This is a genomic window from Streptomyces xanthochromogenes, from assembly GCF_014650455.1.
In the GTDB taxonomy this organism is placed as follows: domain Bacteria; phylum Actinomycetota; class Actinomycetes; order Streptomycetales; family Streptomycetaceae; genus Streptomyces; species Streptomyces xanthochromogenes.
In genome coordinates this window covers 1-21,159 of sequence record NZ_BMUZ01000030.1, presented here as the reverse complement: position 1 = coordinate 21,159, position 21,159 = coordinate 1, and the positions used below count along the sequence as shown (strand labels likewise).

20 protein-coding genes and 4 CRISPR repeat arrays are annotated in these 21,159 nt (G+C 68.3%); of the genes, 8 read left to right on the top strand and 12 right to left on the bottom strand.

Translation table 11 applies throughout. From position 1 onward, the window contains the following. On the top strand, window positions 1-951 hold a 951-nt coding region (locus IE267_RS38960; RefSeq protein WP_229861681.1), incomplete at its 5' end, for an RHS repeat-associated core domain-containing protein. A gap of 69 nt (window positions 952-1,020) precedes the next feature. Continuing rightward, window positions 1,021-1,152: a hypothetical protein gene (locus IE267_RS40240; protein WP_268251653.1), complete on the top strand. Its 132-nt coding sequence runs from the start codon at window positions 1,021-1,023 to the stop codon at window positions 1,150-1,152. Between the two features lie 133 nt (window positions 1,153-1,285). On the opposite strand, the gene IE267_RS38955 is transcribed toward IE267_RS40240, so the two are convergent. Further along, window positions 1,286-1,861 (bottom strand): hypothetical protein, encoded by a 576-nt coding sequence (locus IE267_RS38955; protein ID WP_189766535.1) that lies wholly within the window; start codon window positions 1,859-1,861, stop codon window positions 1,286-1,288. A 376-nt stretch (window positions 1,862-2,237) separates the two neighbouring features. Continuing rightward, window positions 2,238-2,723: a hypothetical protein gene (locus IE267_RS38950; RefSeq protein ID WP_189766534.1), complete on the bottom strand. Its 486-nt coding sequence runs from the start codon at window positions 2,721-2,723 to the stop codon at window positions 2,238-2,240. A gap of 97 nt (window positions 2,724-2,820) precedes the next feature. On the opposite strand from IE267_RS38950, the gene IE267_RS38945 reads away from it, so the two are divergent. The 3 genes from IE267_RS38945 (at window position 2,821) to IE267_RS38935 (ending at window position 4,923) form a co-directional block, all read left to right on the top strand. Then, window positions 2,821-3,096, top strand: coding sequence for a hypothetical protein (locus IE267_RS38945; protein ID WP_189766533.1), 276 nt, complete (start codon window positions 2,821-2,823; stop codon window positions 3,094-3,096). A gap of 90 nt (window positions 3,097-3,186) precedes the next feature. Beyond that, complete coding sequence (locus IE267_RS38940; protein ID WP_189766532.1) at window positions 3,187-3,501, top strand: hypothetical protein; 315 nt, start codon at window positions 3,187-3,189, stop codon at window positions 3,499-3,501. Window positions 3,502-3,741: 240 nt separating this feature from the next. Next, window positions 3,742-4,923 (top strand): hypothetical protein, encoded by a 1,182-nt coding sequence (locus tag IE267_RS38935; protein ID WP_189766531.1) that lies wholly within the window; start codon window positions 3,742-3,744, stop codon window positions 4,921-4,923. A 689-nt stretch (window positions 4,924-5,612) separates the two neighbouring features. Here IE267_RS38935 and IE267_RS38930 read toward each other — a convergent pair. Next, window positions 5,613-6,434, bottom strand: a complete 822-nt coding sequence (locus IE267_RS38930; RefSeq protein WP_189766530.1) for an aminoglycoside phosphotransferase — start codon at window positions 6,432-6,434, stop codon at window positions 5,613-5,615. A gap of 498 nt (window positions 6,435-6,932) precedes the next feature. Next, a complete protein-coding gene (locus IE267_RS38925; protein ID WP_189766529.1) occupies window positions 6,933-8,000 on the bottom strand; it encodes a terpene synthase family protein in 1,068 nt (355 codons plus the stop codon). Window positions 8,001-9,115: 1,115 nt separating this feature from the next. On the opposite strand from IE267_RS38925, the gene IE267_RS38920 reads away from it, so the two are divergent. Then, window positions 9,116-9,352, top strand: a complete 237-nt coding sequence (locus tag IE267_RS38920; RefSeq protein ID WP_189766528.1) for a hypothetical protein — start codon at window positions 9,116-9,118, stop codon at window positions 9,350-9,352. 161 nt (window positions 9,353-9,513) lie between these two features. Then, the gene (locus IE267_RS38915) at window positions 9,514-10,926 is read left to right on the top strand and encodes an ABC1 kinase family protein (protein WP_229861680.1); all 1,413 of its coding nucleotides are present in this window, start codon (window positions 9,514-9,516) and stop codon (window positions 10,924-10,926) included. A gap of 57 nt (window positions 10,927-10,983) precedes the next feature. Here IE267_RS38915 and IE267_RS38910 read toward each other — a convergent pair whose 3' ends face one another. Together IE267_RS38910 and IE267_RS38905 are read right to left on the bottom strand one after the other, a co-directional pair. After that, window positions 10,984-11,748 carry an SAM-dependent methyltransferase gene (locus IE267_RS38910; protein ID WP_189766536.1) on the bottom strand — a complete coding sequence of 255 codons (765 nt, stop codon included), beginning with the start codon at window positions 11,746-11,748 and terminating at the stop codon, window positions 10,984-10,986. Between the two features lie 96 nt (window positions 11,749-11,844). Next, window positions 11,845-12,782 (bottom strand): IS5 family transposase gene (locus tag IE267_RS38905; RefSeq protein WP_373304652.1). Its coding sequence is split into 2 segments (ribosomal slippage): window positions 11,845-12,392 and window positions 12,392-12,782, totalling 939 coding nucleotides; the frame shifts between segments, so codons are not numbered across the junction. 252 nt (window positions 12,783-13,034) lie between these two features. Here IE267_RS38905 and IE267_RS38900 point away from each other — a divergent pair. Further along, window positions 13,035-13,559 (top strand): GNAT family N-acetyltransferase, encoded by a 525-nt coding sequence (locus IE267_RS38900; RefSeq protein ID WP_100579278.1) that lies wholly within the window; start codon window positions 13,035-13,037, stop codon window positions 13,557-13,559. Window positions 13,560-13,990: 431 nt separating this feature from the next. Next, a CRISPR array of direct repeats spans window positions 13,991-14,939; the repeat unit is 29 nt; unit sequence CGGATCACCCCCGCGTCGGCGGGACGGAC. Between the two features lie 31 nt (window positions 14,940-14,970). On the opposite strand, the gene IE267_RS38895 is transcribed toward IE267_RS38900, so the two are convergent. The 6 genes from IE267_RS38895 to IE267_RS38870 form a co-directional block, all read right to left on the bottom strand. Further along, window positions 14,971-15,779, bottom strand: a protein-coding gene (locus tag IE267_RS38895) for an IS5 family transposase (RefSeq protein WP_189766526.1) whose coding sequence is annotated in 2 segments (ribosomal slippage) — window positions 14,971-15,429 and window positions 15,432-15,779 — 807 coding nt in all. Because the reading frame shifts where the segments join, the coding sequence is not laid out codon by codon here. 51 nt (window positions 15,780-15,830) lie between these two features. Continuing rightward, window positions 15,831-16,165: direct repeats of the CRISPR family, unit length 29 nt. Between the two features lie 266 nt (window positions 16,166-16,431). After that, window positions 16,432-17,193: a CRISPR direct-repeat array (repeat unit 29 nt; unit sequence CGGATCACCCCCGCGTCGGCGGGACGGAC). Between the two features lie 273 nt (window positions 17,194-17,466). Then, the gene (locus IE267_RS38890) at window positions 17,467-17,664 is read right to left on the bottom strand and encodes a hypothetical protein (RefSeq protein ID WP_189766525.1); all 198 of its coding nucleotides are present in this window, start codon (window positions 17,662-17,664) and stop codon (window positions 17,467-17,469) included. Next, window positions 17,661-18,170 carry a hypothetical protein gene (locus IE267_RS38885; protein ID WP_189766524.1) on the bottom strand — a complete coding sequence of 170 codons (510 nt, stop codon included), beginning with the start codon at window positions 18,168-18,170 and terminating at the stop codon, window positions 17,661-17,663. The genes IE267_RS38890 and IE267_RS38885 overlap by 4 nt, the downstream gene beginning before the upstream one ends. A 113-nt stretch (window positions 18,171-18,283) precedes the next feature. Further along, window positions 18,284-19,129 carry a helix-turn-helix domain-containing protein gene (locus IE267_RS38880; RefSeq protein WP_189766523.1) on the bottom strand — a complete coding sequence of 282 codons (846 nt, stop codon included), beginning with the start codon at window positions 19,127-19,129 and terminating at the stop codon, window positions 18,284-18,286. Next, window positions 19,126-19,662, bottom strand: a complete 537-nt coding sequence (locus IE267_RS38875; RefSeq protein WP_189766522.1) for a DUF6879 family protein — start codon at window positions 19,660-19,662, stop codon at window positions 19,126-19,128. Before IE267_RS38875 ends, IE267_RS38880 begins: the two co-directional genes overlap by 4 nt. Before the next feature lie 2 nt (window positions 19,663-19,664). Further along, the gene (locus IE267_RS38870; RefSeq protein WP_189766521.1) at window positions 19,665-19,868 is read right to left on the bottom strand and encodes a hypothetical protein; all 204 of its coding nucleotides are present in this window, start codon (window positions 19,866-19,868) and stop codon (window positions 19,665-19,667) included. Window positions 19,869-20,119: 251 nt separating this feature from the next. Further along, window positions 20,120-21,124: a CRISPR direct-repeat array (repeat unit 29 nt; unit sequence CGGATCACCCCCGCGTCGGCGGGACGGAC). Window positions 21,125-21,159 lie beyond the last annotated feature (35 nt).

Genomic DNA, 21,159 nt, shown 5'->3' with positions numbered 1-21,159 from the left:
GGCTGCCCCCGCGGCACCACCTACACCGTGAACGACGCCCAGCAGATCACCGGCAAGAACGGCTCGACCACCAACTGGTCCTACGACCGGGCCGGCAACGAGACCGCCGGCGCGTCCACCCCGGAGGGCACCCGCACCGCCGAGAAGTGGTCCGACTACTCCCAGCTCAAGTCCCTGGCCGTGGGTGGCGCCACCTACGCCGGGCAGTACGCCTCCACCGACCAGTCGGAACGCACCAAGCTGGGCCAAACCACCTTCCACAACGGTCCGTTGGGCCTGTCCGCGGAGACCACCGGCGGTGTTGACACCGGATTCAACCGGGAGCCCGGGGGCACCCTGAACTCCATGACGACCGGGGGCAAGGCCTACTACTACCTGACCGACGCACTCGGTTCGGTGATCGGCCTCGCCGACGAGACCGGCACCAAGGTCAACACCTACACCTACAGCCCCCGCGGCGTCGCCCGCACCACCACCCAGGCGGCTCCGCAGCCCTACCGGTTCGCCGGCGGCCACCAGGATCCCACCGGCCTCTACCACTTCGGCGCCCGCTACTACGACCCCAACATCGGCCGCTTCACCCAGCCCGACCCGTCCGGACAGGAGAAGAACCCCTACCTGTACGCCGAAGGCGACCCCGTCAACCGCATCGACCCGAACGGACTGCTTTCGGTCGGGGGAGTTCTGAAGGGCTCCTTGAAGTGGGCGGGACGGGCGACGAGCGGCAAGGCGCTCTGGGATGCGGGTAACGCCCTGCTGGACGGTGACTACCGCACGGTCGGCGCAGTGGCAGCCGGTGAGGTCGTGTCAGGCCTAATTGATGCGGCCTGCGTGCCGTCTGCGGCAGGCGCGGGAGCGCCCACGGCTGGTGCCGGAGGTTTTGTTGTGGGGGCAGCCTGCTTTACCGTCGCCGAATACGCGGGTAATCAGGTGCAAAACGGACTGTCCTAGCCGCCGCAGTTGGAAATCTTGCGGACACGTCATTGACCATCCCACTCTTCGACACTTTGAGGAGATCGCATGACATTCGTGATGGCTGCAGGCCGGTGGTATCCCGATGGCTCGGCCGGCCTCGTGATCCTCTTGGTCGCTCTGGCAGCTCTTGTTGCCATGATTTTCTACGGGCGTGCGAAGAAGGGTGGTAAGAAGTAGCGGCACACGACCATGAGTTCGACGTTCGCAAATTCGACCGCACCGCAGTACGCCCACAGGTCGCAACCTCGACCGGAGGTCGTAGCCCTGAACCAGAAGATCGTCCAGAACCAGGCACGGATCATCGCGCTGCTCACTGAGTTTGTCGGACGGCGCCACGAAGGCGGCTAACTTCATGGGCCAACCATCCAGGCCCATCCGCGAAGGCCCCGAACCAGTCCCCTTCTGGTTCGGGGCCCTCATCTGGTCGCCGGTCTCCGATGCCCAGCAGGGCACGTCGGGTCTGTACCAGCTGGTGCCAGGCGAAGCGGACGTGTTCCTCGCTAGGAGCCGAGCGGGTGGCAGAGGGGCTGGGCAGGGGGAGACCGTCCCTGAAGCAGGCGATGTCGGTGAAGAAGCGGTAGTCGCCACCGATGGTGGGGCGCTGGAGCCGGGTGATCGTGGTGGCAAGGTCGTGTTGGGCGCCGCCGATGGCTCGGTGGAGCGCGAGGCGGAGCACGGCGTACCGGATCAGGTAGGGAAGGCTGACGGCCTCCGCTTCAGCTTGCAGCGCGCCTGCCCGGTCCACGATCCCTGGGTTGCTGCCGCTGTCCTTCAGCACGGCCACCTGGGCGAGGATACGGTTGGCGCGCTGGTCGAGGCCGTTCAGGAACTGGTGCGCGAGGGCCAGTCCGTCAGTGGCAGGAACGGGATCTGCGAACGAGGTCACTGGGCACTGTTTCCCGGATCACGTGCGGAGCCAGTGATGAGGACTGCGAGAGTGACGGTGCCGAGGTAGATGTGGGCGCGTTTCTCGTAGCGGGTGGCTACGGCGTGGAAGCTGTCGGGTAGCCGGGTCATGGCAACATGACCCGGCTACCCGACCAGTGGCGCGGCCTAGCAACTTGCTACGACAAGACCGCCACCATCTACCTTGCCGCACTCCATCTCGCTGCCATCTTCATCTGGTCAGTGAGATGATCCGAAGAAAACGGCCTAGCCCAGCTCGGCGGCAGGTCCGCCTGCGAGCCGTCGTTCACCACGGAAAGTAGTCGTGAAGAAGTTGGGTGGACGGCCCCGTCGGGCGTGTCGTGCACGTCGCGGTCTTACTGGGAGAACGCGTAGGTCCGGACGGGGTCGAGGTGCAGTTCGAAGGGCCCGAAACAGTCGGCCGCGAGGGTCGCGACCGGAGCGCCGCAGGGGCAGGCCCGGTTGAGTCCCTCGTCGCCTGTCGGTCCGCAGCACCCACTCCTGTTCTCCCAGTTGGGCAGTGGCTGAAGGCCGGCGGCGTCATCAAGGTGCACCAGCACTGTGTGTCGGCTGCCCGCCGAGATGACGAATCCTTCTTCACGGCAGACCAGAGGTCCGCGCGACTGAGCTGACTGCGGGTGTTCCTGATCGTCCTGCACGACGTAGGGAGGTCCCCAGGGCTCGGGATCGATCGCGTAGTGACCCCGCGGAACGGTGGCAGGTGCCCGGCGTGTCTCCTTGTCCCGGTCGCGCTCGTCGTCGGAGACGTCAGGGATGGCGGCAAGCTCGGCCAGCTCCGGCGTGATCGCGGTGCCGCACTTGGAACAGAGGAAGACGGTCATCCCCTCGTTGTAGTGCTCAGGACTGCCGCTTCGCATCCTCGTTTCGCTGCTCGGAGTCGACGCGCGCAACGACGCCACGGAGATCGGGCATGCCCAGGTGGACGGTGGTGTGCCGGGCCGCGAGGTCGCGCATGGCGGCGAGCTGATGCGAGGGGCCGCCACTGATGCCAATGTGTCTTCCGGCGCGAATGCCGCTTTCGCCGACCCACGCAAGGAGTTCGACAGGAAGGCGGTGTGCGGTGACCCGGAGCAGGTCAACGGCAGTGTGAAGAGCGGACTTTCGAAGGCGGACAACTTCGACACCCTGCAAGTGGGGATGGCGTCCTTCCACCCGAAGGTCGGCGGCGCCGCACTCTACAAGAACGTGTTCTAACAAGCTCTGGGGTAGCAGGACGGCGATCGAAGGCAGGGCCTGAGTACGCATACTCAGGCCCTGCCTGGCATGAACGGAGACAATGCCGCTATGAATGATCTTCGGTCGGAGCGTCACCGTGGCGCAGGTGAGGACGTCCTCGTCGCGGTGGTGCTGTGGGTCTTGGACGCGTTCTTCGCAATAGCCGCGCTCTGGCTCGGGCTGGCGAAGTCGGACCTCAACCTCTACGAACCCGACCCTCACGCCTCTACTGGCCCGGCATACGCCTACCTGGCGGTTTTCGCCGGACTTGTCATGTTCTCGGCCTTCGGCTTGTACCGGCTCGGCTTCCGGATCAGTGTGGCAGCGCAAGGACTGGCCAGTGCGGGGCTGCTGCTGTTCTGCGCCGCCGGGGTGTACGGATAGAGACCTCGCGATGCTTCCGTCTTCAGCGGTGCAATGCCGGGCGGCATCTGGACTATGGTCCGCTGCTCCGTCACGAAGGATGCGAAGCGCGGGCTCGACACGTGGACGGGTACGCCGCAAGCGCATCGCAGGAACGAAGCCGTACTGGACGGCGCGCAGTTGGTGGATGATCGAGGCCAGTGAGCTGTCTGCCATTCCACGGCGTGGCCGTAGGCTGCTGAAGCGAGGGGGTGAGTGCGGGTGTACCGGGCGAGGGAGAAGGAGAGCGGGCGGGACGTCTTCCGCCGCCACATCGGGCTGCCGGGTGAGCAGCACCAGCTGGCGGGGGAACTGATCTGCTGGAAGTGTCAGGCTCGCGTCGGACCAGTGCGCAAGGGGACCCGCCAGGGCACGGAGACGCCCGCGCACTACCGGCTCTGGCAGCGCATGAAGCACGACCTGGGCTGCCCGCTCGATCCGACCGCGACCATTGAGCACATCGCCCACGGCTCCCACGGGCTGGCCACGGTCGATGAGCAAGGAATCCTGCGCCTGAACCTCCCGGAAAAGCTGACGGACATCCCGCCACTGCACCTCGGCGGTGATGCTGTTCCCGATGACGTCGTCACGAGCACGACGACCACCGTGAACCCGCTGCTGCCGCCGGCCGTCAACAGTGCCGTGCAGATCGCACGATTTCTGCAGCTGCACGACTTCGACGACGACATCGTCAAACGATTCAAGGTCCAGACCCACCAGGGCCAGCTGATCGGCTGGCCGCAGTTCTGCTACGGCCCGGCCCGCATCACGTACGCCACGCTGTACAAGCGGCGCCGAGCGCATGAGGTACTCAGCCACCCGGTCGCGGTATTCGGCACCATCGTCCACATCCGCCATGACAAGAAGGAGCGGCGGCCCTACGCGGTCCTCGCGGTCAACGTGCCCGCAGGCGATGAGGTCTTCCACGTCACGCTGCGCTCCATGTATCCCCCGCTGATCGAGCCCCTCTCCGTCGGGATGCACGTCCTGGCCGTCGGCGCCTGGGACCACTTCGACGGCGGTTTCACCCCAGCGTTGAGGATGTTCGCCGAAGAGCACTGGCAGATCGCCTACTGGACGACCGACGAAACCACCGGCGCGGTGAGCGATCCCGCCTGCCCGCGGCCGCTCACAGCCCAGGACCGCACACGCCTGCATGACAAGAGGCAGCACGACCTCCGCCCGACGCGTGCCACCAAACTGGCCAAGGGCAACGAAGTCACCCCGCAGCCGCACGCTCCGGCCACTCCCAAGAGCGACTCCTCCAGTATGAGGAAGCGCCCGGCCGTGCCTGCTGCGCCACGGGACACACCCGGGGGGGATCGCAGCACTCGAGCCGACGACATCGCCCGGCCACCCCGCCCCCGACGTACGGGTCACCGCACCATCACAGCCGCCGGATGACGGCCTCACGCCGCAGCCCGCACCACCCATGCCGACGGAGACCAACGCGGACGACGCCCCGGCTCACGAACAGACAGAAGCGGGCGACGTTCCACCGGTGCTCGTCATCGAGTGGCTGGGTGGGACCGTTCCAGCGGACAGCGGGGACGTGGACGGTGGTGAGCTTGTTGGTGCGAGCCCAGCGGACGAAGTGCCCGGCTGTGTGGCGGTAAGTGGCGGGGGCTCTGGGTGTTGCCGCACGCCGAGTCGTCGTGGCCGTCGCCCGGCGGCCCCAGCACGGATTGCATGCGGAGCGGCGCCATCGGCACAGCCGGGCACCGTGCGGCTCAGCCCGGCCGCCTGGCCCAGCCCCAGGGGCTTCGGGGCAGGGCGGCAACGGGGGGCAGTGGGATCCGCGGAAGGGGCCCTGGTCGGCGGGCGCGGGACCGCTGAACGGGCGGCGTGCACTACCCCTCCCAGGGGGCGGGCAGTACGGGCGCTGCGAACCACCAAGGCCTCGGTGGACGGTTCCCGGATGCTCGGGGGTTCCGGAAGCGTGCGCCCACAGTCTGGGAAACGAGCGGGGTTGGTGTCGGTTGTGCTGAACGGCTGCACGGGGCTCTCCCCTGCCCGGGGTGTACAGGAGCAGCGGGTGGAGCGGGCCCGGTCGGCCCGCTTTCGGGTCGTGGCCTGGAAGAAGTCCAGGCCCGCTATGGGGTCTGCCAGTGGTCGGCCCATGCCCGTGAGGCTTTCACGTGGCGTTCCAGGCCGGGTGTGCCGTGGTCTTGCCAGGCCTTCCAGGATCGGGCGTCGGCCTCTGCGAGGACCAGGATGCCCTCGCGGGGGGCCATGGTGAAGGCGGGGATGCGGTTGCACCAGTGGGCGGCCTGTTCGGGGGTCTGCTGGCCGTCCAGGACGAGGCGTTGACCCCAAAGAACCGTGTCCGTCCACGCGGGGCCTTGGGCGGCCCAGGCCCAGTCGATCAGCCACGTTCGGCTCGTTCCGGGCAGGAAGTTGACCGCGGCCGGGTCGCCGTGCACGAGCATGTCGCCGGTCAGTAGCGGCCGGTCGGCGGGGTCGCAGTAGCCCTTCCACCGGTCCCACGCCGGTTTCAGTCCGGCTTCGGGCGGGGCCGTCGTCGTACTGAGGTCCCGCAGGATCGCGGCGACGGATTCCAGGTGGGGGCTGCCCTCGGCGGCGAAGTCGGCCCACGGCGAGGTCGTGGTGATCCCCTCGAAGGCGAGCACCGTCCAGCCTCCAGCCCCAAGACGCCACAGCAGCTGTGGGGCGACGCCGGGCAGGAAAGGTGCCACCGTGGATTCCACGTCCAGCTCGGCCGTCCGCTCGTGGTCTTCGGGGAGCCCCTTGAGGAAGACACTCCGTGCCCCGGCGAGGGACATCAGTGCGGCGAAGCCCGAGCTGGTGGCGTGGGAGACGTCGGCAACCGACTGGACGTCCCCGATCCGGTCGGTGATAGCGCGGCGAACGGGTTCGGGCAGTTCCCTGTAGGAGCGCAGGTCGACAGCACGCACGGGCCTCTACCTCGCAGGCCGCTGCGGGTCGTTCGGCGGGAAGGGCGGGTTCTTGTCCGGGCGAGTCGGCGGGTTCGTCGACGGGCGCCCCGGCGGAGGGTTGGTGGAGGGCCGCGGAGAGGGCGTCCGCACTTCAGACATCGGCATGCCCGGGACGCTACCGGCCGCGCACCACCGGTCGGGCCCAAACGAGAGAACGGCCTCCGGGCGTCGGCCAGCCATAACGCTATGCGCTGCAGGGATGCGGCTGCGGGAGGCGGCAGGGTAGGTCGACCCACGACACCTTCGCCGAGCAGGACGCCGCTCCGCGAAGGGCCGCCGAGATCTGTGCAGCGGTCGCCCTGCTCGTCGCCGCTGTCACCGGCCCACAACCTGGCGGACGCAACCGGCGCCCGAAGAAGCCTGCAGGGTGACTACCGGGCGCACTCAGGTCCCGCGGCCGGCCCGCCCCCGGGCAGGGTCAGGCGGCAGGTGACCGGGGAGGCCCGGGGCCGGATTTCAGGAGAGGATGATTCCGGGGAACTGGGTGTAGTCGGGAAACAGCGTGAGCTGCCCTGAGAGCACGCCGTTCCAGCGGAAGCCGGGCCCGTGGTAGCGGGGGGTGTAGTAGGAGTAGCGCTGGTTGGCGGAGCCGATGGTCTTGAGGGTCTCCAGGTACGGGTCCAGGGTCGGGGTGGCGGCGATGTCGGAGTGCTGGATCTTCAGCTGGATGTCGAGGACGCGTTGCTGGGCTTCGTCCAGGCGTCGGCCGAGATGTGCGAGGGCTTCGTCCAGGGTGGCTCCGTGGTGGCGGCGCAGGAGGCATACGGCGTTGAAGTGTTCGCCGGCGAAGCACTCGCGTCGGAAGGAGTGCATGTCGTTGGGCAGGATCCAGGCGTGCGAGGCTGCCTGCTGGAACTCGGTGACCAGCGGGTGGGCGAGGATGTCGTCGGTCAGATGGATGTCCATCACGTACTGGGCGTAGATCATGAAACTCTGACAGCCGGCTTCGGGATGGCGGATGGCGAGGTAGGCGTCCAGGTCGCCGACGTCGGAGTGGTCGGGTGCCTGGGTGGCGGCGGAGGGCCAGGTGGCCAACGCGGCGGCCATCCTGGTGACGAGGTCGGGGCCGTGGGCGTTGATGCGGTCGACAAGGTTCTTGATGACGCGGGGGGACCAGCCGCTGGTGCCGTCGCCCGCGCCGCCGGCCATCAGCGCGAAGACATCGTCGACGTACGCGGCGCAGGCTTCGCGCTGCTGTCGGGGTGTCAGCTCGGCGCTGCGGCACAGCTTGTCCAGGTCGTCGTCGAAGGCGAACCACCACGCGGCCACCTGGCACAGGTCCAGAAGACGGTCGGGGTCGCCGTCGGGGAAGCCGGTGCAGCACAGCATGGTGGACTGCACCTCCAGCACCTCTCTGGCCCGGGCGGTGTCGTGCGGGAGGAGGTCCTCGAGGATCCACTGCTCGGTCCGTGCCGAGATCGCCCGGAAGTCGGGGTGGAAGTCCCATCTGAACCGGTGTGTGACCTCCGGCAGGTAGGCGCGGGTGCCGGGCAGGAGTCCGGGGCAGTCGGAGGCTGCAGGCATGGAAGACCTCTCGAAGAATGCGGGATGGGGGGACTTGGCCGGGAGGTTCTCTTGTACGGATAGGCCCGCCGATGTGGGATCCGGTGCCGGTCCCCGTGCGCACCGGGGGGCTGGGCGGGGTGATTCCGCCCGGCCGGGTCCGTGTGTCCGGTGACCGTGCGGCGTGCGCCGCCCGCGGGTCAGCATCGTTGATGGGGGTGCGGTGAGGGTTCAGTGGTTGCGGTGGGTGATCAGGCCGGCGAGCGCACGGTGCAAGCGCCGTGGTCATCGTGTACCCAGGAACAGCCGGCCATCCGGCGTGCCCGAGGCGGAAAGGAGCACGCCCCCCCGAGCGCAAGGGGGCCGCCGTCCGCCGTGTTCACCACGCCGGCCGCCCCGGTGCGCCGCCAGCTCCGGGTCAGGGGACACATCACACGCCACGCCAGTGCGACTTCGCACGACTCATCACCTTGGTCACGGCGTGCCGGACCTCACGACCTGGCTCGCAGGTACGTCCCACATCTGCGCGATCGGTTTGGACTGCTGTTATCTGACCGCCCTGAGAGCAGCACAGATCCAGCCGGACATGTCGAATTAGGCAGCCCTGCCCGGATCCACACTCCCCTATCGGGCAGCGGGCTACTGCCGACGACGGGCCGTGGTCCGCGCGAGGCCTGTGCGGTCAGGACGATGTCGGTGTAGCCGGCCAGGAGGACGCCGGGGACGGACAGGACCCGTGCGGCCAGGTTGCCCGGACGCGACAGGCGAAGCCGGGCAGGCTGAGCGGGACGGCACCGGTGACCTTGATGTTCCGGCCCCTTGAGCACGGAGGTCGCACGGCTGCCGCGGTGAGTGCCGTGGGCCGCCGCTCGGCGATCAGGCCCCGGGGCTGTTTGCGCGGGTGAGAGTGGCCCCCCATTCACAGATTGTCCGGGTACAACAGTGTGCGGTGGGGAGCGCACGGTAGGACGGAAATGATCCGTCTGCCCTTGTTCGCGCTCTGCTTCCCGTGTGCGCATCCTGCCAGGCTGGGCCGGGGTCGGTATCCCGTGTCTCTCGTGTGCTGTGCCGGGGTTTCGGTGCTGCTGGGGCCGGTCGTGTCCGGTTCGCCTGTCCGCCGACGAAACGAGGTCGCCATGTCCACCAGGTCCGATCTGTCGGAGATCATCAAGAGGTCCATGCAACTCACCGATGCTGTGGGGGCTGCCTTACGTCGCCAGCTCATACCGCGCAAGAGCGGCCCGGCCGAATCCGTGGGACACACCAGCCGTGCCGTCCATGACCTGGCCGTGCAGGTCAGTGCGCTGGCGGAGCAGGTCAGCGCGCTCAGCCGGGAGCAGCGCCGTTCCGAGTCCGCCGGTGCGGGCAGCTGAGCGGCATCGTTCCGGGGCCGGTGGAAAGGGGGGTTGCGGCCGTGGCTGAGGGTCGCGGTCGCCGAAGCGTTCGTCTGCTGGCCCGGGCTGCTTTGGCCGAGGCAGCTCATGCGGCCCGGGCCCGCCGGCGGGGGGAGGCATGTGCTCCTGTTGAGGGGCAGATGGCGCGGGCCCGGGCGCTGCGTGTGCTGCTGGAGGAGCTCGGGCCGCTGTATGTGAAGGTGGGGCAGATCCTGGCGACGCGTCCCGACATGGTCCCGGATCATGTGCGTGCCGAGCTGGCGCTGCTGAACGATCAGGTGTCTGTGCGGCCGTTCGAGGAGTTCGAGCCGGTGCTGGTGGAGGAGCTCGGGGAGGCCTGGCGGGGGCTGTTCGCGGAGATTCACACGCAGGTGCCGTTGGGTTCGGCGTCCCTGGCGCAGGTCTATCGGGCGGTGACCGTGGGGGGACGGTCCTGCGTGGTGAAGATCCAGAGGCCCGGCAGCGCGGAGGCCGTGCACGGGGACATGGCCGTGATCCGGCGGGTGACGGCTCTGGCAGGGCGGCTCGCTCCGCGCTTCAACGAGGTGGTGAACATCGATGCGATGGAGTCGATGTTGTTCGAGGTGATGAAGGACGAGCTGGACTTCACCCGTGAGGCGCGGAGCATGAGGAGGGCGCGAAAGCTGGCACGCCTCTACCCGCGGGTCCGTGTGCCCAAGGTGTTGCTGGCCACGCCGCGCGTCCTGGTGCAGTCGTTCGCCGACGGGGTGCCCGCCAACCAGCTGAAGGACGATCAGCTCACCGTCCGGCAGCGCAAGGCCATCGCCTACCAGCTGATGGAGTTCATGTTCCGCGGCTACTTCATCGACCGGACGTTCCACGCCGATCCACACCCCGGCAATGTCCTGATCAGTGCTGACGGTGTCGCCCATGTGATCGACTGGGGGATGGTGGGGCGAGTCGACCGTTCCACCAGCACCCACGTCGTGGGTGCGATGCTGGCCATGGCCCGCAACGACGGCACGGCCCTGGCGCAGAGCTGGCTTCGGCTGGGAACGGCCACCCCGTGGAGCAACGCCAGCGCCTTCACCACCGATGTGACCCGGCTGGTGCCGCGCTGGGCCGGCGCTTCCCTGGAGGAGCTGCGGTACGGCGTTGCTCTGATGGACCTGGCGCGCGCCTCCACGCGACGCGGTATCCAGGTCAGCCCGGTGATCACCGTGATCGGTAAGTCCGTCGCCAACATTGAAGGAACGGTTCGCTGCGTGTATCCCGGCCTCAAGCTGGCGACTGCCCTGGAGCGCTCGCTCTCGGATGTGGTTGTGCACATGGCCGGTGAGGTCCTGTCACGGGAGCAGGCGGTGCAGACGTTCCTGGACGCCGTCCACGGCAGTGCGGTTGTGCCCGGGCAGCTGCAGGGTGTGCTGGCTGACGTCGCCGCCGGGCAGTTCGCGGTGCGTGCCCGGACCAACCTTGGCGATCCGGTCAGCCCGGGCCGGCGCCACCAGCTACCGACGGGCAGCACTCTTGCCCGCAGTCTGGCCGGTGCCGCGGCGCTCGGCTGGGTTCTCAACCGCAAGGCCCGGCGCTAGGTTCTGTCTCTCCGATCACGAATGGAGAGACAGAACTGTCGGCGAAGTGAAGCCTGCTTAGTTCTTGCGTGCGGTTACCAGAGCGAAGGAGAGGAATTCTCCGCCGTCTGTGGTGAGCATGTCGATGACCGGCTGGTTGGCGCTCCGGCCGTCCGGCTGATGCTCGGCGCATGCCTGGACCCACAGCAGCCAGTCCTGCCAGGCGTCTTGCTGTAGACGCGCGGACGTGACCTCCACCAGTTCAGTGATCGCCCACTGGAAGCGCCACCATTCCGCCGTGTGCCAGGCCATCGCTTCCCAGCCCACCACGTCTTTGATATGGGGCGGAATGGCCCCGAGCTCACGGGCTTCCCGTGTCATAGCGGGGGTCGCCATGGCCAGTTGTCCGCCAGGGCGGAGAAAACGGACCAGGTAGGGCAGATAGCTGTCCGCCGTACCGAAGTACTCGAAGGCGTCGACGCTCACGATGGCGTCGAAGCTCTCCTCTTCGAAAGGCAAGGCGTGCGCCTCGGCTCGCACGGCCTGCACCTGATGACCGACACCTGCGTCGGCGAAGACGGCTGCTGCGTCCTCGGGAGCGATCCACAAGTCGGCCGCGACGACCCGGGAACCGTACTCGCGGGCAAGGAACACCGACGTGGCGCCCTTGCCGGAGCCGAGGTCGAGTATCCGCATCCCCGGGCGCAGATCAAGGTCGCGGGCGAGGTCCTCCAGCAGCCACAACGGGTTCGGCCCCATGTCGAGATTGAGCACCCAGCTGGGGTCATAGCGGGAGGAACGCGGATAGCGGTCCGGACGTACGAGATCATTCAAGGCAGTCACGAGCACGAACCCAAGCCGATCACCGCCCCAGGCACAACCCGATTTCGCCTCCCCGCCTGTATGCAGGTACGGCAGCGGTCGGTTCCGTCTCTCCGGTCACGAGCGGAGCCAGATCAGGAGTGCGGCGGCGGTAACGGTGCCGAGGAAGACGTATCCGCGCTTGTCGTAACGGGTAGCGACGGCTCGGAACTGCTTGATCTTGTTGATCGCCCGCTCGACGGTGTTCCTGGCTTTGTACCGGATCTTGTCGAAGTGGGCAGGACGGCCGCCGCGTGAACCCCTGCGCAGGCGGGCTGACTTGGTGTCGCTCTTCTCCGGGATGACGTGTCGGATGCCCCGTCGTCGTAGGTAGGAGCGGATCACACGGTTGCTGTATGCCTTGTCGGCGCAAACACTGTCCGGCCGCCGCCTCGGCCTACCCATGCCAAGCCGGGGGACGCGGATCTTGTCCATGAGCGGCTCAAACTGGGTGCAGTCTGCCCGCTGACCAGGCGTGACGACAAGGGAGAGCGGGCGGCACTTGCCGTCCGCGCTCAGGTGAATCTTGCAGGTCAGCCCGCCGCGGGAGCGGCCAAGGGCTTCGCCCGCCGCACCGCCTCCGCCCGGAATGGGCATGAGCGCACGTGCACGCGCACGTGAACTGATCTTTGTGTGACCCCTTTTGAGGCACAGGGCAGTGCTGGCGGAGGGTCCTTCGGAGCGCCGGCGGCGTGCTGGTGAGCACGGATCGAGGTTGAGTCAATGTTGATGTGCCAGTCGATGCCGCCCTCGGCATCGGCGACGGCCTGGACGTGCTGGAGCAGCCTCTCCCAGGTGCCGTCCGCCGACCACAGCATGTGGCGTTTGTGAATCGTCTGCCAAGGGCCGAAGCGTTCGGGCAGCTTGCGCCACTGACAGCCGGTACTGAGCCGGTGGATGATTCCGTTGATCACTTGGCGGTGGTCCCGCCACCGGCCGCACCGGCTGTTGCTCACGGGCAGCAGTGGCTCCAGCACCGCCCACTCGCCATCCGTGAGATCCCCCCTGCTGAGCATGACCAGAACAACGAGCTGCCCGATCGAAGAGATACGCCCCTCAGTAAGCGAAAGTCCCCGGTCAGCGGCACGGAAATGAGTTGTTCAGGCCAAGGAGCGGTTGTTACCGTCACGCCAGCGCGAGGGACGTGTGATCAGCGGGACAGGGAGGTTGATGAATATGGCTGCCGTCGGCCGTCTTCAGCATGCCCTCATCCGGCCCGCGCGATAGCAGAGCGCGGCCCGGGTCGTCCTAACGACCAGGAGAGACACGTGTCTTCCTCTTCTTCGCCCGGCCACACCAACGTGATCACCAAGCGCCTGATCCTGCGGCCCTGGACCACAAACGAGGCCGCTGCGGTCCTCGCCGACACCAGGTCCACTCACTGGGCGGGCGACTTTCCCGCTGAAGGCGACCGCATGGTCGCGAGCCTCTTCGACCAGCACCCCGCCTGGCTCGACGCATACGGCCACCGCCTGATCATCGAGCGCGAGAGCGGCTTGGTGGTGGGCTCGATCGGCCTGTTCTGGCCGCCCAGCGAGGGCGTCCTGGAAATCGGATACGGCATCGTGGCCTCCCGCCGAGGCCGCGGTTATGCCCCCGAGGCCACCCAAGCCCTGGCAGAGTTCGCCCTCACCGCACCTGAGGTCCACACCGTGTCCGCTGATGTGGAGCTCTCCAACCCGTCCTCAGTCCGTGTGCTGGAGAAGGCCGGCTTCCGCCGGTGGGCCACCGAAGACAACACGGAGAACATGGCCCGGTTCAGGATCACGAATCCGGACCGCTCGCGGCGATGATCCCCGGGGCCCTGGAGGCGATGCCTCCAGGGCCCCATCGTGGTGGCGGAGCCGCGAGACAATCAGGGTGATCGGAGAGACACGCCCTAGCGCACCACGCCCTATGCGCCTCTCAGGGCGGCTTGCTGAACTCGCCTCCTGGGAAGACTTCTTGAGCGGGATCTGCAGACCGTGTCCTCCCGCGAGTAGGTAGCGGAAGCCGAAGATGATAAGGCTCTGCACCAGATGCCGCCCCCCACGTACACGGGAAGCAGAGCCTCCCCGGCAGCGAACAGCGGTCTGAAGGCAACCCGAGCTACGGCACCGGGGGTCTATCCCCGCATACGCGCCCGAGCAGTTCTAAACTGCTCTACCCGGCGAAGAGACGTCGGTTCCATCCCCGCGTCGGCGGGACAGACCCCGTGCGGGTGATGAAGATGGGCCCTGAGGTCCGGATCACCCCCGCGTCGGCGGGACGGACTGGCTGCGCGCCAACAGCCCGGACCTGGTCATCGGAACACCCCCGTGTCAGCGGGACGGACGCCTCGGCGACGGCGGCCTGCGCGAGGGCCGCCGGAACACCCCCGCGTCAGCGGCACGGACGCCGTAGTAGGCGTACAGGTGGGTTTCGGTGGCGGAACACCGGCGCGTCAGCGGGACGGACTCGTACGCCTTGTGATGGTCGGGGCAGCGACCCGGAACACCCCCGCGTCAGCGGGACGGACTGGTGGCGCAGGGCGGTCGCGGTGTCCCAGTCCGGAACACCCCCGCGTCAGCGGGACGGACCGACGGTCTGTCAACACCCTATTGAGAGATGGCGGAACACCCCCGCGTCAGCGGGACGGACTGGTGGACGCCTTGCGGCGCGTCACCCCGGTGCGGAACACCCCCGCGTCAGCGGGACGGACCTGGCCATCGACTGGAGCAGTACAGGCGCGTACGGAACACCCCCGCGTCAGCGGGACGGACGCACCGACGTGCCGGATCGCATCACCAAAATTCGGAACACCCCCGCGTCAGCGGGACGGACGGCGGCGGTGTGCGCGGCGGCCTTGGCGGCCGCGGAACACCCCCGCGTCAGCGGGACGGACAGGGTGAGCGGGTCGGAGAGGGTGAGCGCGGTCGGAACACTCCCGCGTCAGCGGGACGGACGGTGGGGCACGTCCAGGAGGCGGTCACGGAGGCGGAACACCCCCGCGTCAGCGGGACGGACGTGGCCGTCCCTGCCGATCTCGTGTGCCCGTTCGGAACACCCCCGCGTCAGCGGGACGGACGCGGACCTGATGGAGACGAAGCCCTTCCTGGACGGAACACCCCCGCGTCAGCGGGACGGACGCGATCATCTGCCGGGCGGCCGCGATCTCCGAGCGACGGGAACACCCCCGCGTCAGCGGGACGGACGTCTACGCACGGTGCTGCCTTAGACGTCGTTTCAGTTGGTGAGTCGGCGGTGGTTGATGAGGCTGGTGGCGATGGCGGTGAAGGCGAGGAAGTGTTCGGGTTTGCGTTCGTAGCGTCGGTGCAGGCGTCGGCATCCGCCGAGCCAGGACATGGTGCGCTCGACCACCCAGCGGTGTTGGCCCAGGCGTTGTGAGTTCTCGACGCCGCGGCGCGCGATACGAGGGATGATGTTCCGCTCGCGGAGCCATCGACGCAGGTGGGGGTAGTCGTAGCCCTTGTCGCCGTGAAGCTTTGCCGGTCGGCGGCGCCGTGGTCCGCGCGGGCTGCGGACCGGCGGGATCCCCATGATCAGCGGTTGCAGGGCGACGCTGTCATGGGTGTTGGCCGCAGAGACGGCGACAGAGACGGGGAGGCCGGCCCGGTCGACGACGAGGTGGATTTTCGATCCCAGTTTGCCGCGGTCGGTCGGATTCGGTCCGGTCAGCTGCCCCCTTTGAGGGCACGGACACTGACGGAGTCAACGGCGAACCGCGACCAGTCCAGAGCGCCCCGGGCCCCGAGTTCGTCGAGGATGACGCGGTGCAGGCGGGCCCAGACACGCTGTTGACTCCAGCGCGCGAAACGCCTGTAGACGGTGGGCCAGGCCGGTCCGAACACCGGCGGCAACTGCCGCCAGGAACAGCCCGACGTCGCCACGAACACGATCGCCGTCAGGCACTCACGGTCCCCGGCCCGCCGACGGCCTCCGCCCTGCGGACGCACCACCACCGTCTCCGGCACCACCCGCCGAAACAACTCCCACAACTCATCCGAGACCAGATGCTCAGCAAGACTCGTCATACCAACACAACGACCATCTCCACCAAAGGAAACGTCGTCTTAGCGCAGCCGCCGGAACACCCCCGCGTCAGCGGGACGGACGAGCCCCGCTTGCGCGAGGGTGAGCGCTTTTTCGGAACACCCCCGCGTCAGCGGGACGGACTCCTGGCCAAGCTGCGTCGGCGTGCCGAGCAGCGGAACACCCCCGCGTCAGCGGGACGGACCATCGAGCCGATGCAGGATGTCACGCAGGCCCTGGAACACCCCCGCGTCAGCGGGACGGACGGCGCGATGAACACCAGCGCCGGCGCCAGCATCGGAACACCCCCGCGTCAGCGGGACGGACCGGACGCGGGCGATGTGCTCGGCGTCCTCGGCCGGAACACCCCCGCGTCAGCGGGACGGACCCTTCGTGACCTGCACCCTAGCGAGGGCTTTACAATTTCTTTAGATGAAGGGTTGGCGCGGCTGCTGGGTCCATGGATGCACCGTACAGCGCTGCGCTGGGTGTCTTGGCGGTGCTGGGTGCTTGGCTGGCGGTCCGGGCTGTTGGGACGGCTGCTGATAATGGAAGGCTTGCCCTGGTGGAGGGGCGCCCCCCACGGCGCCGGCCGAATCCACAGGGCGCAATCGGACCCACCCCGCGTCGGCGGGACGGACACCTACCCACTGAACGGATCACCCCCGCGTCGGCGGGACGGACGTGGAGGGTGGTTGGGTCCGCGTCTCGCTTGCCGGATCACCCCCGCGTCGGCGGGACGGACCGCGGAATCCGCTTTGTGCGGCGCCCACGCGTCGGATCACCCCTGCGTCGGCGGGACGGACCAGAGGACGAACCGCTGCATCCGCGTGAGGGTCGGATCACCCCCGCGTCGGCGGGACGGACTCGCCGCGCCGACATGGTCGGCGAACACCCGGCGGATCACCCCCGCGTCGGCGGGACGGACGACCCGCTGACTATCAGGCCCTGGTCCTCAATCGGAACACCCCCGCGTCGGCGGGACGGACGATTATGTGAATTGACCTAATCCGTGCCTGAAAGGAACACCCCCGCGTCGGCGGGACGGACCACTTCCACACGCCGCCCTCGAGCGGGCGGGGCGGAACACCCCCGCGTCGGCGGGACGGACGGACCCGGACCACGTCGGCGATGACCGGATCGCGGAACACCCCCGCGTCGGCGGGACGGACCGCATCCCGGCCGGGCGCAGCATTTCGACGTTCGGAACACCCCCGCGTCGGCGGGACGGACGCGCCGCCGGCCCGGGGGAAGCGGTAGAACGCCGGAACACCCCCGCGTCGGCGGGACGGACAACGGCGTGTTCGTGGAGGACTACATCCACGACGGAACACCCCCGCGTCGGCGGGACGGACGTCCGCAACGGCGGGATGGTCATCTTCGTGACCGGAACACCCCCGCGTCGGCGGGACGGACTCTTCGTGACCTGCACTCTAGCGGGGGCTTTGCCGTCGCTTTAGATGAAGGGATGGGGCGTCTGCTGGGCGCATGGATGCACGGTACAGCGCTGGGCTGGGCGTGTTGTCGGTGCTGGATGCTTGGCTGGGGGTCCGGGTTGTTGGGCCGACTGCACGGGGAGGGTGCTGATGATGCGGTGGTTGGGCGAAGAGCCGGATGCGTCGGTCTGGGCGAAGTCGCGAGGAACACGACCGATCCGCGGCGGAAGGAACGTTCGCTGGGACTCAGGCGTCAGCCCCCGGCCCGGACGTACTCTGTCTCCTTCGCCGTGGCCGGCTTCAGGTCGCCGGTGCGGATCGTGGCCTCGGCCAGCTGCCCCGGCGGGACCGGACGGAGGAACGCCACTCGCATCAGGTCGTCGCCGAGGTCGAGGGTGATGAGCCCGGTGCGACCCTCCCGCTCGTACACGACGTAGTCCCACTGCCTCACGACGCGGCCCCCTTCAATTCGAGGGAGCCGGCCGAGATCAGATCGGCCAGCCGGTCCGGATCGCACACGTCACCCGGGCGGGTCACGGGGACAGCCCAGTATCCATCGAGGCCGTCCTCGGGGTCGGTGAGTTCGATGGGTGGCACGCCGAGATAGTTGTCGCGGCCGAGGTACTCCGCGTGCGGACTCCATCCCCAGTCCGGTGCTACGGGGGGCGTGAAGGCGTAGAAACGGCGCGTCGAGGGTGCGTGGAGAACCGGGCCGTGCAGGGCGGACGCCAGTGCTCGGGATACGTGGACGGACATCCGGCTTTCGGCGGTCGCGTACACGAGCGGCTCGGTGAGGCGTACGGCCGAGAACCGGCGGCCGAGGGCGAGAGAAGCGATGCCGCCTTTCTCCCACTGTTCTTTCGCCGCCTGGGGTCGGTTGAGGCTGCTCGCGAGCCAGTCGCGGATCGCCTCCCGCTCTGGTTCGGTGAGGTGGTGGGCAAGGTGGAGAGAGTTCATGGGTGCCTCCGCGGTCGGCTGCTCGTGATCTGCACCGTAGGGAGGCGGTGACGCAATCCGCTCGACGATTGCGCCGAATTGCGAGTACCCCGGGGGCGGTTATCGCCGATTGCTCACGCGTGCTGGACCTGGGTCCGGGCACGCGCGATCAGCCGATGGGCGTGCTGGCGGTATGCGGCGGCCTCATTCAGCGCGTCCCAGACTCGTCCGTACAGGGCTACATCGTCATCGGATTCGAGCTGCAACTCAGTGTTGATGGTCTCGACGACGACACGCTCCTCGTCAAAGATCCAGAACCCGTGCTTCGGAGTCAGTTTCAGCGGGGCGCCGAGCGGCACGATGCCGAGGTCCACGGTGCTCATCCCGATCAGGCCGACAAGCCGGTCGAGCTGGCCGACCATGACGTCGCGCGGGCAGACAAGAGCGTGCAGGGCGCCTTCCCAGATCAGCACGCGGAACCGCCGGCCCGCCTCGTACAGAACCTCTTGACGCTTCATGCGAGCCTGCACGGCCGCGTCCGTATCGCGCGGGGTGGACTGCATGAGCTCGGCGTTCCGGGTCATCAAGTGCCGCGCATAGTCCGGGGTTTGGAACAGGCCGGGAATGACGGTGGCCTCATAGCCGCGCATGGTGGTGGCGCGCTGGTACTCGACGACGTACCGATCCTGCACAGGGCGCTGCCCGGTGGCCAGCTGGCGGCGCCAGGAACGTTGCTGCGACTCCAGGCCCCGCAGACGGCCCTTTAGGTCGTCAGCCTGCCCGGGGGCATCTGCCGCGCGAGCCCACGCTTCGAGATCTTCGAAGGTCGCGGTCTGCTTGCCGGTCTCAAGTCTCGACACTTTCGAGCGGGCCCAGCCGAGCCGGGCGGCGATGTCCTTGCCGTTGAGTCCGGCCTCGATGCGCAGCTCGCGCAAGCGCGCACCGAGGGCGACTCTGGCGCTCTGGAAGTCCGTGCTCACAAGGACGAACGTACCTGTGCCCAGACTTCGGCATTAGGGGCTGCGCGGCGCCAGGCAGCATCCCGGGCCCGGCAAGCGGCCAGCACTTCGGCTGGGTCCTCGACGAGTTCGACACCTGTAGTGGTGTCGGTGTCGTCGATGTGGAAGCGCACCAGAACCCGGGAGTCGAACAACCACAGATCGAACTCAGGCAGCTCCAGGCGCCGAGCTTCGGAGCGGGTCAGCACCCTGATGTCTTCGCCGGCCGCCACGTTGCCCGCCGCTGTCGCCATCAGGAAGCACTGTCCGTCGGTGGGCGGCTCATCGACAATGCGAACCCGCGAGAACCGGGCGCCTTGGGCACTCCGTTCGCGCACGTTGACGTTCCACGGATGAATGGGCTCGGGCTGCGGCAGGACGCCCTGCATGAAGGCCTGGAAGCGTTGGCCCTGCCGGTCAGTGGCATAGCCGCGTCGGGTCTCCAGACGGAACGCCGTGTGCTCGAACTCCGAGAACAGGTGGACGATCTCGTCGAACGGGATCAGGGGAGGCAAGGTCACTCCTTCGGCGCGAAACGCGTGAGCAGGTCCCGGGGGATGACGACAGAGGTCTCGTGCTCCCCGACGTCGCGCAGCTGACCGAGGTGCTCGGGGTCTGTCAGCTGGTCGCCCTGGACGACGATGTCGCCGGTCTCGACGACCTCGTACAGGGTGGGACAGTTGCCGTGCTCGCTGGTGGTGCCGATGAACCTGAGCGTCATGTCGCCCTCCGTCCGCGCTGGTTGGGGAACCAGGATGCGATGAACGGAGCGGGGGAACCCGGTGATTGCGGCAGATTGCGAATCGCGGTGTCAACATGCCGGGTTGCTGGCAACACGATATGACAAATGCGCCTCCTGCCCGGCCCGAAAGCCAGACAGGAAGCACACTCGCGCGTGGGGCCTTTACAGGGCGGACTGGAAGGCCGAGGCGCTCGGCACGTTGCACGTCGAGAGTGGCCCCGGCCATGATGCGGAACATCCCCGCGCCGGCGGGACGGACGATTCAGTCTCCCGGTTCTTCTTACGGGTGGCCGGATCACCCCCGCGTCAGCGGGACGGACGGGGGCCGGTGCCGAGAGGGGGTTCCCGCCCCCGGATCACCCCCGCGTCAGCGGGACGGACGCTCGCCACATCTCGTCCATCGGCAGCACGAGCGGATCACCCCCGCGCCAGCGGGACGGACACATCGTAGGTCGACCCCCTCGCCTTAGCTAGCGGATCACCCCCGCGTCGGCGGGACGGACGTCAGCTGGGTTCCGCGCGCAGCCCTCACCCGCGGATCACCCCCGCGTCGGCGGGACGGACGGCTCGAGCTTGGCCATGGCGCAGATCTGGGCCGGATCACCCGCGCGTCGGCGGGACGGACCGGGGAGTGCAGTGCCTCACCTGGAGCCAGGGCGGATCACCCCCGCGTCGGCGGGACGGACTCCCTCCTCGGAGGCTCCGGTGATCCGCTCGCCGGATCACCCCCGCGTCGGCGGGACGGACGTGATGAACCGGCCCGCGAGACTCAGGAGTTCCGGATCACCCCCGCGTCGGCGGGACGGACAACGGCGCCCTGGTCGAGAGCGTCCATGAAACCGGATCACCCCCGCGTCGGCGGGACGGACCTCGGTGCAGTCCCCGCCGCGTTTCAGAACGTCGGATCACCCCCGCGTCGGCGGGACGGACCCCACCCCCGCAACGTCCGCACCGATCTGCGCCGGATCACCCCCGCGTCGGCGGGACGGACTCGACCTTCAGGTCGGCGGCGCCCTCGATCGACGGATCACCCCCGCGTCGGCGGGACGGACCTACGCGTGGGGCGGCGGCGGCCCTGACGGACCGGATCACCCCCGCGTCGGCGGGACGGACAGTGCCTGGTCGGTCCCGGCGGAACCGTCGAACGGATCACCCCCGCGTCGGCGGGACGGACACCAACGCCGGCGCGACGGTCTCCCACCACAGCGGATCACCCCCGCGTCGGCGGGACGGACAAGAGAGGAGGAGGATTCCCTGAGTTGGTGACCGG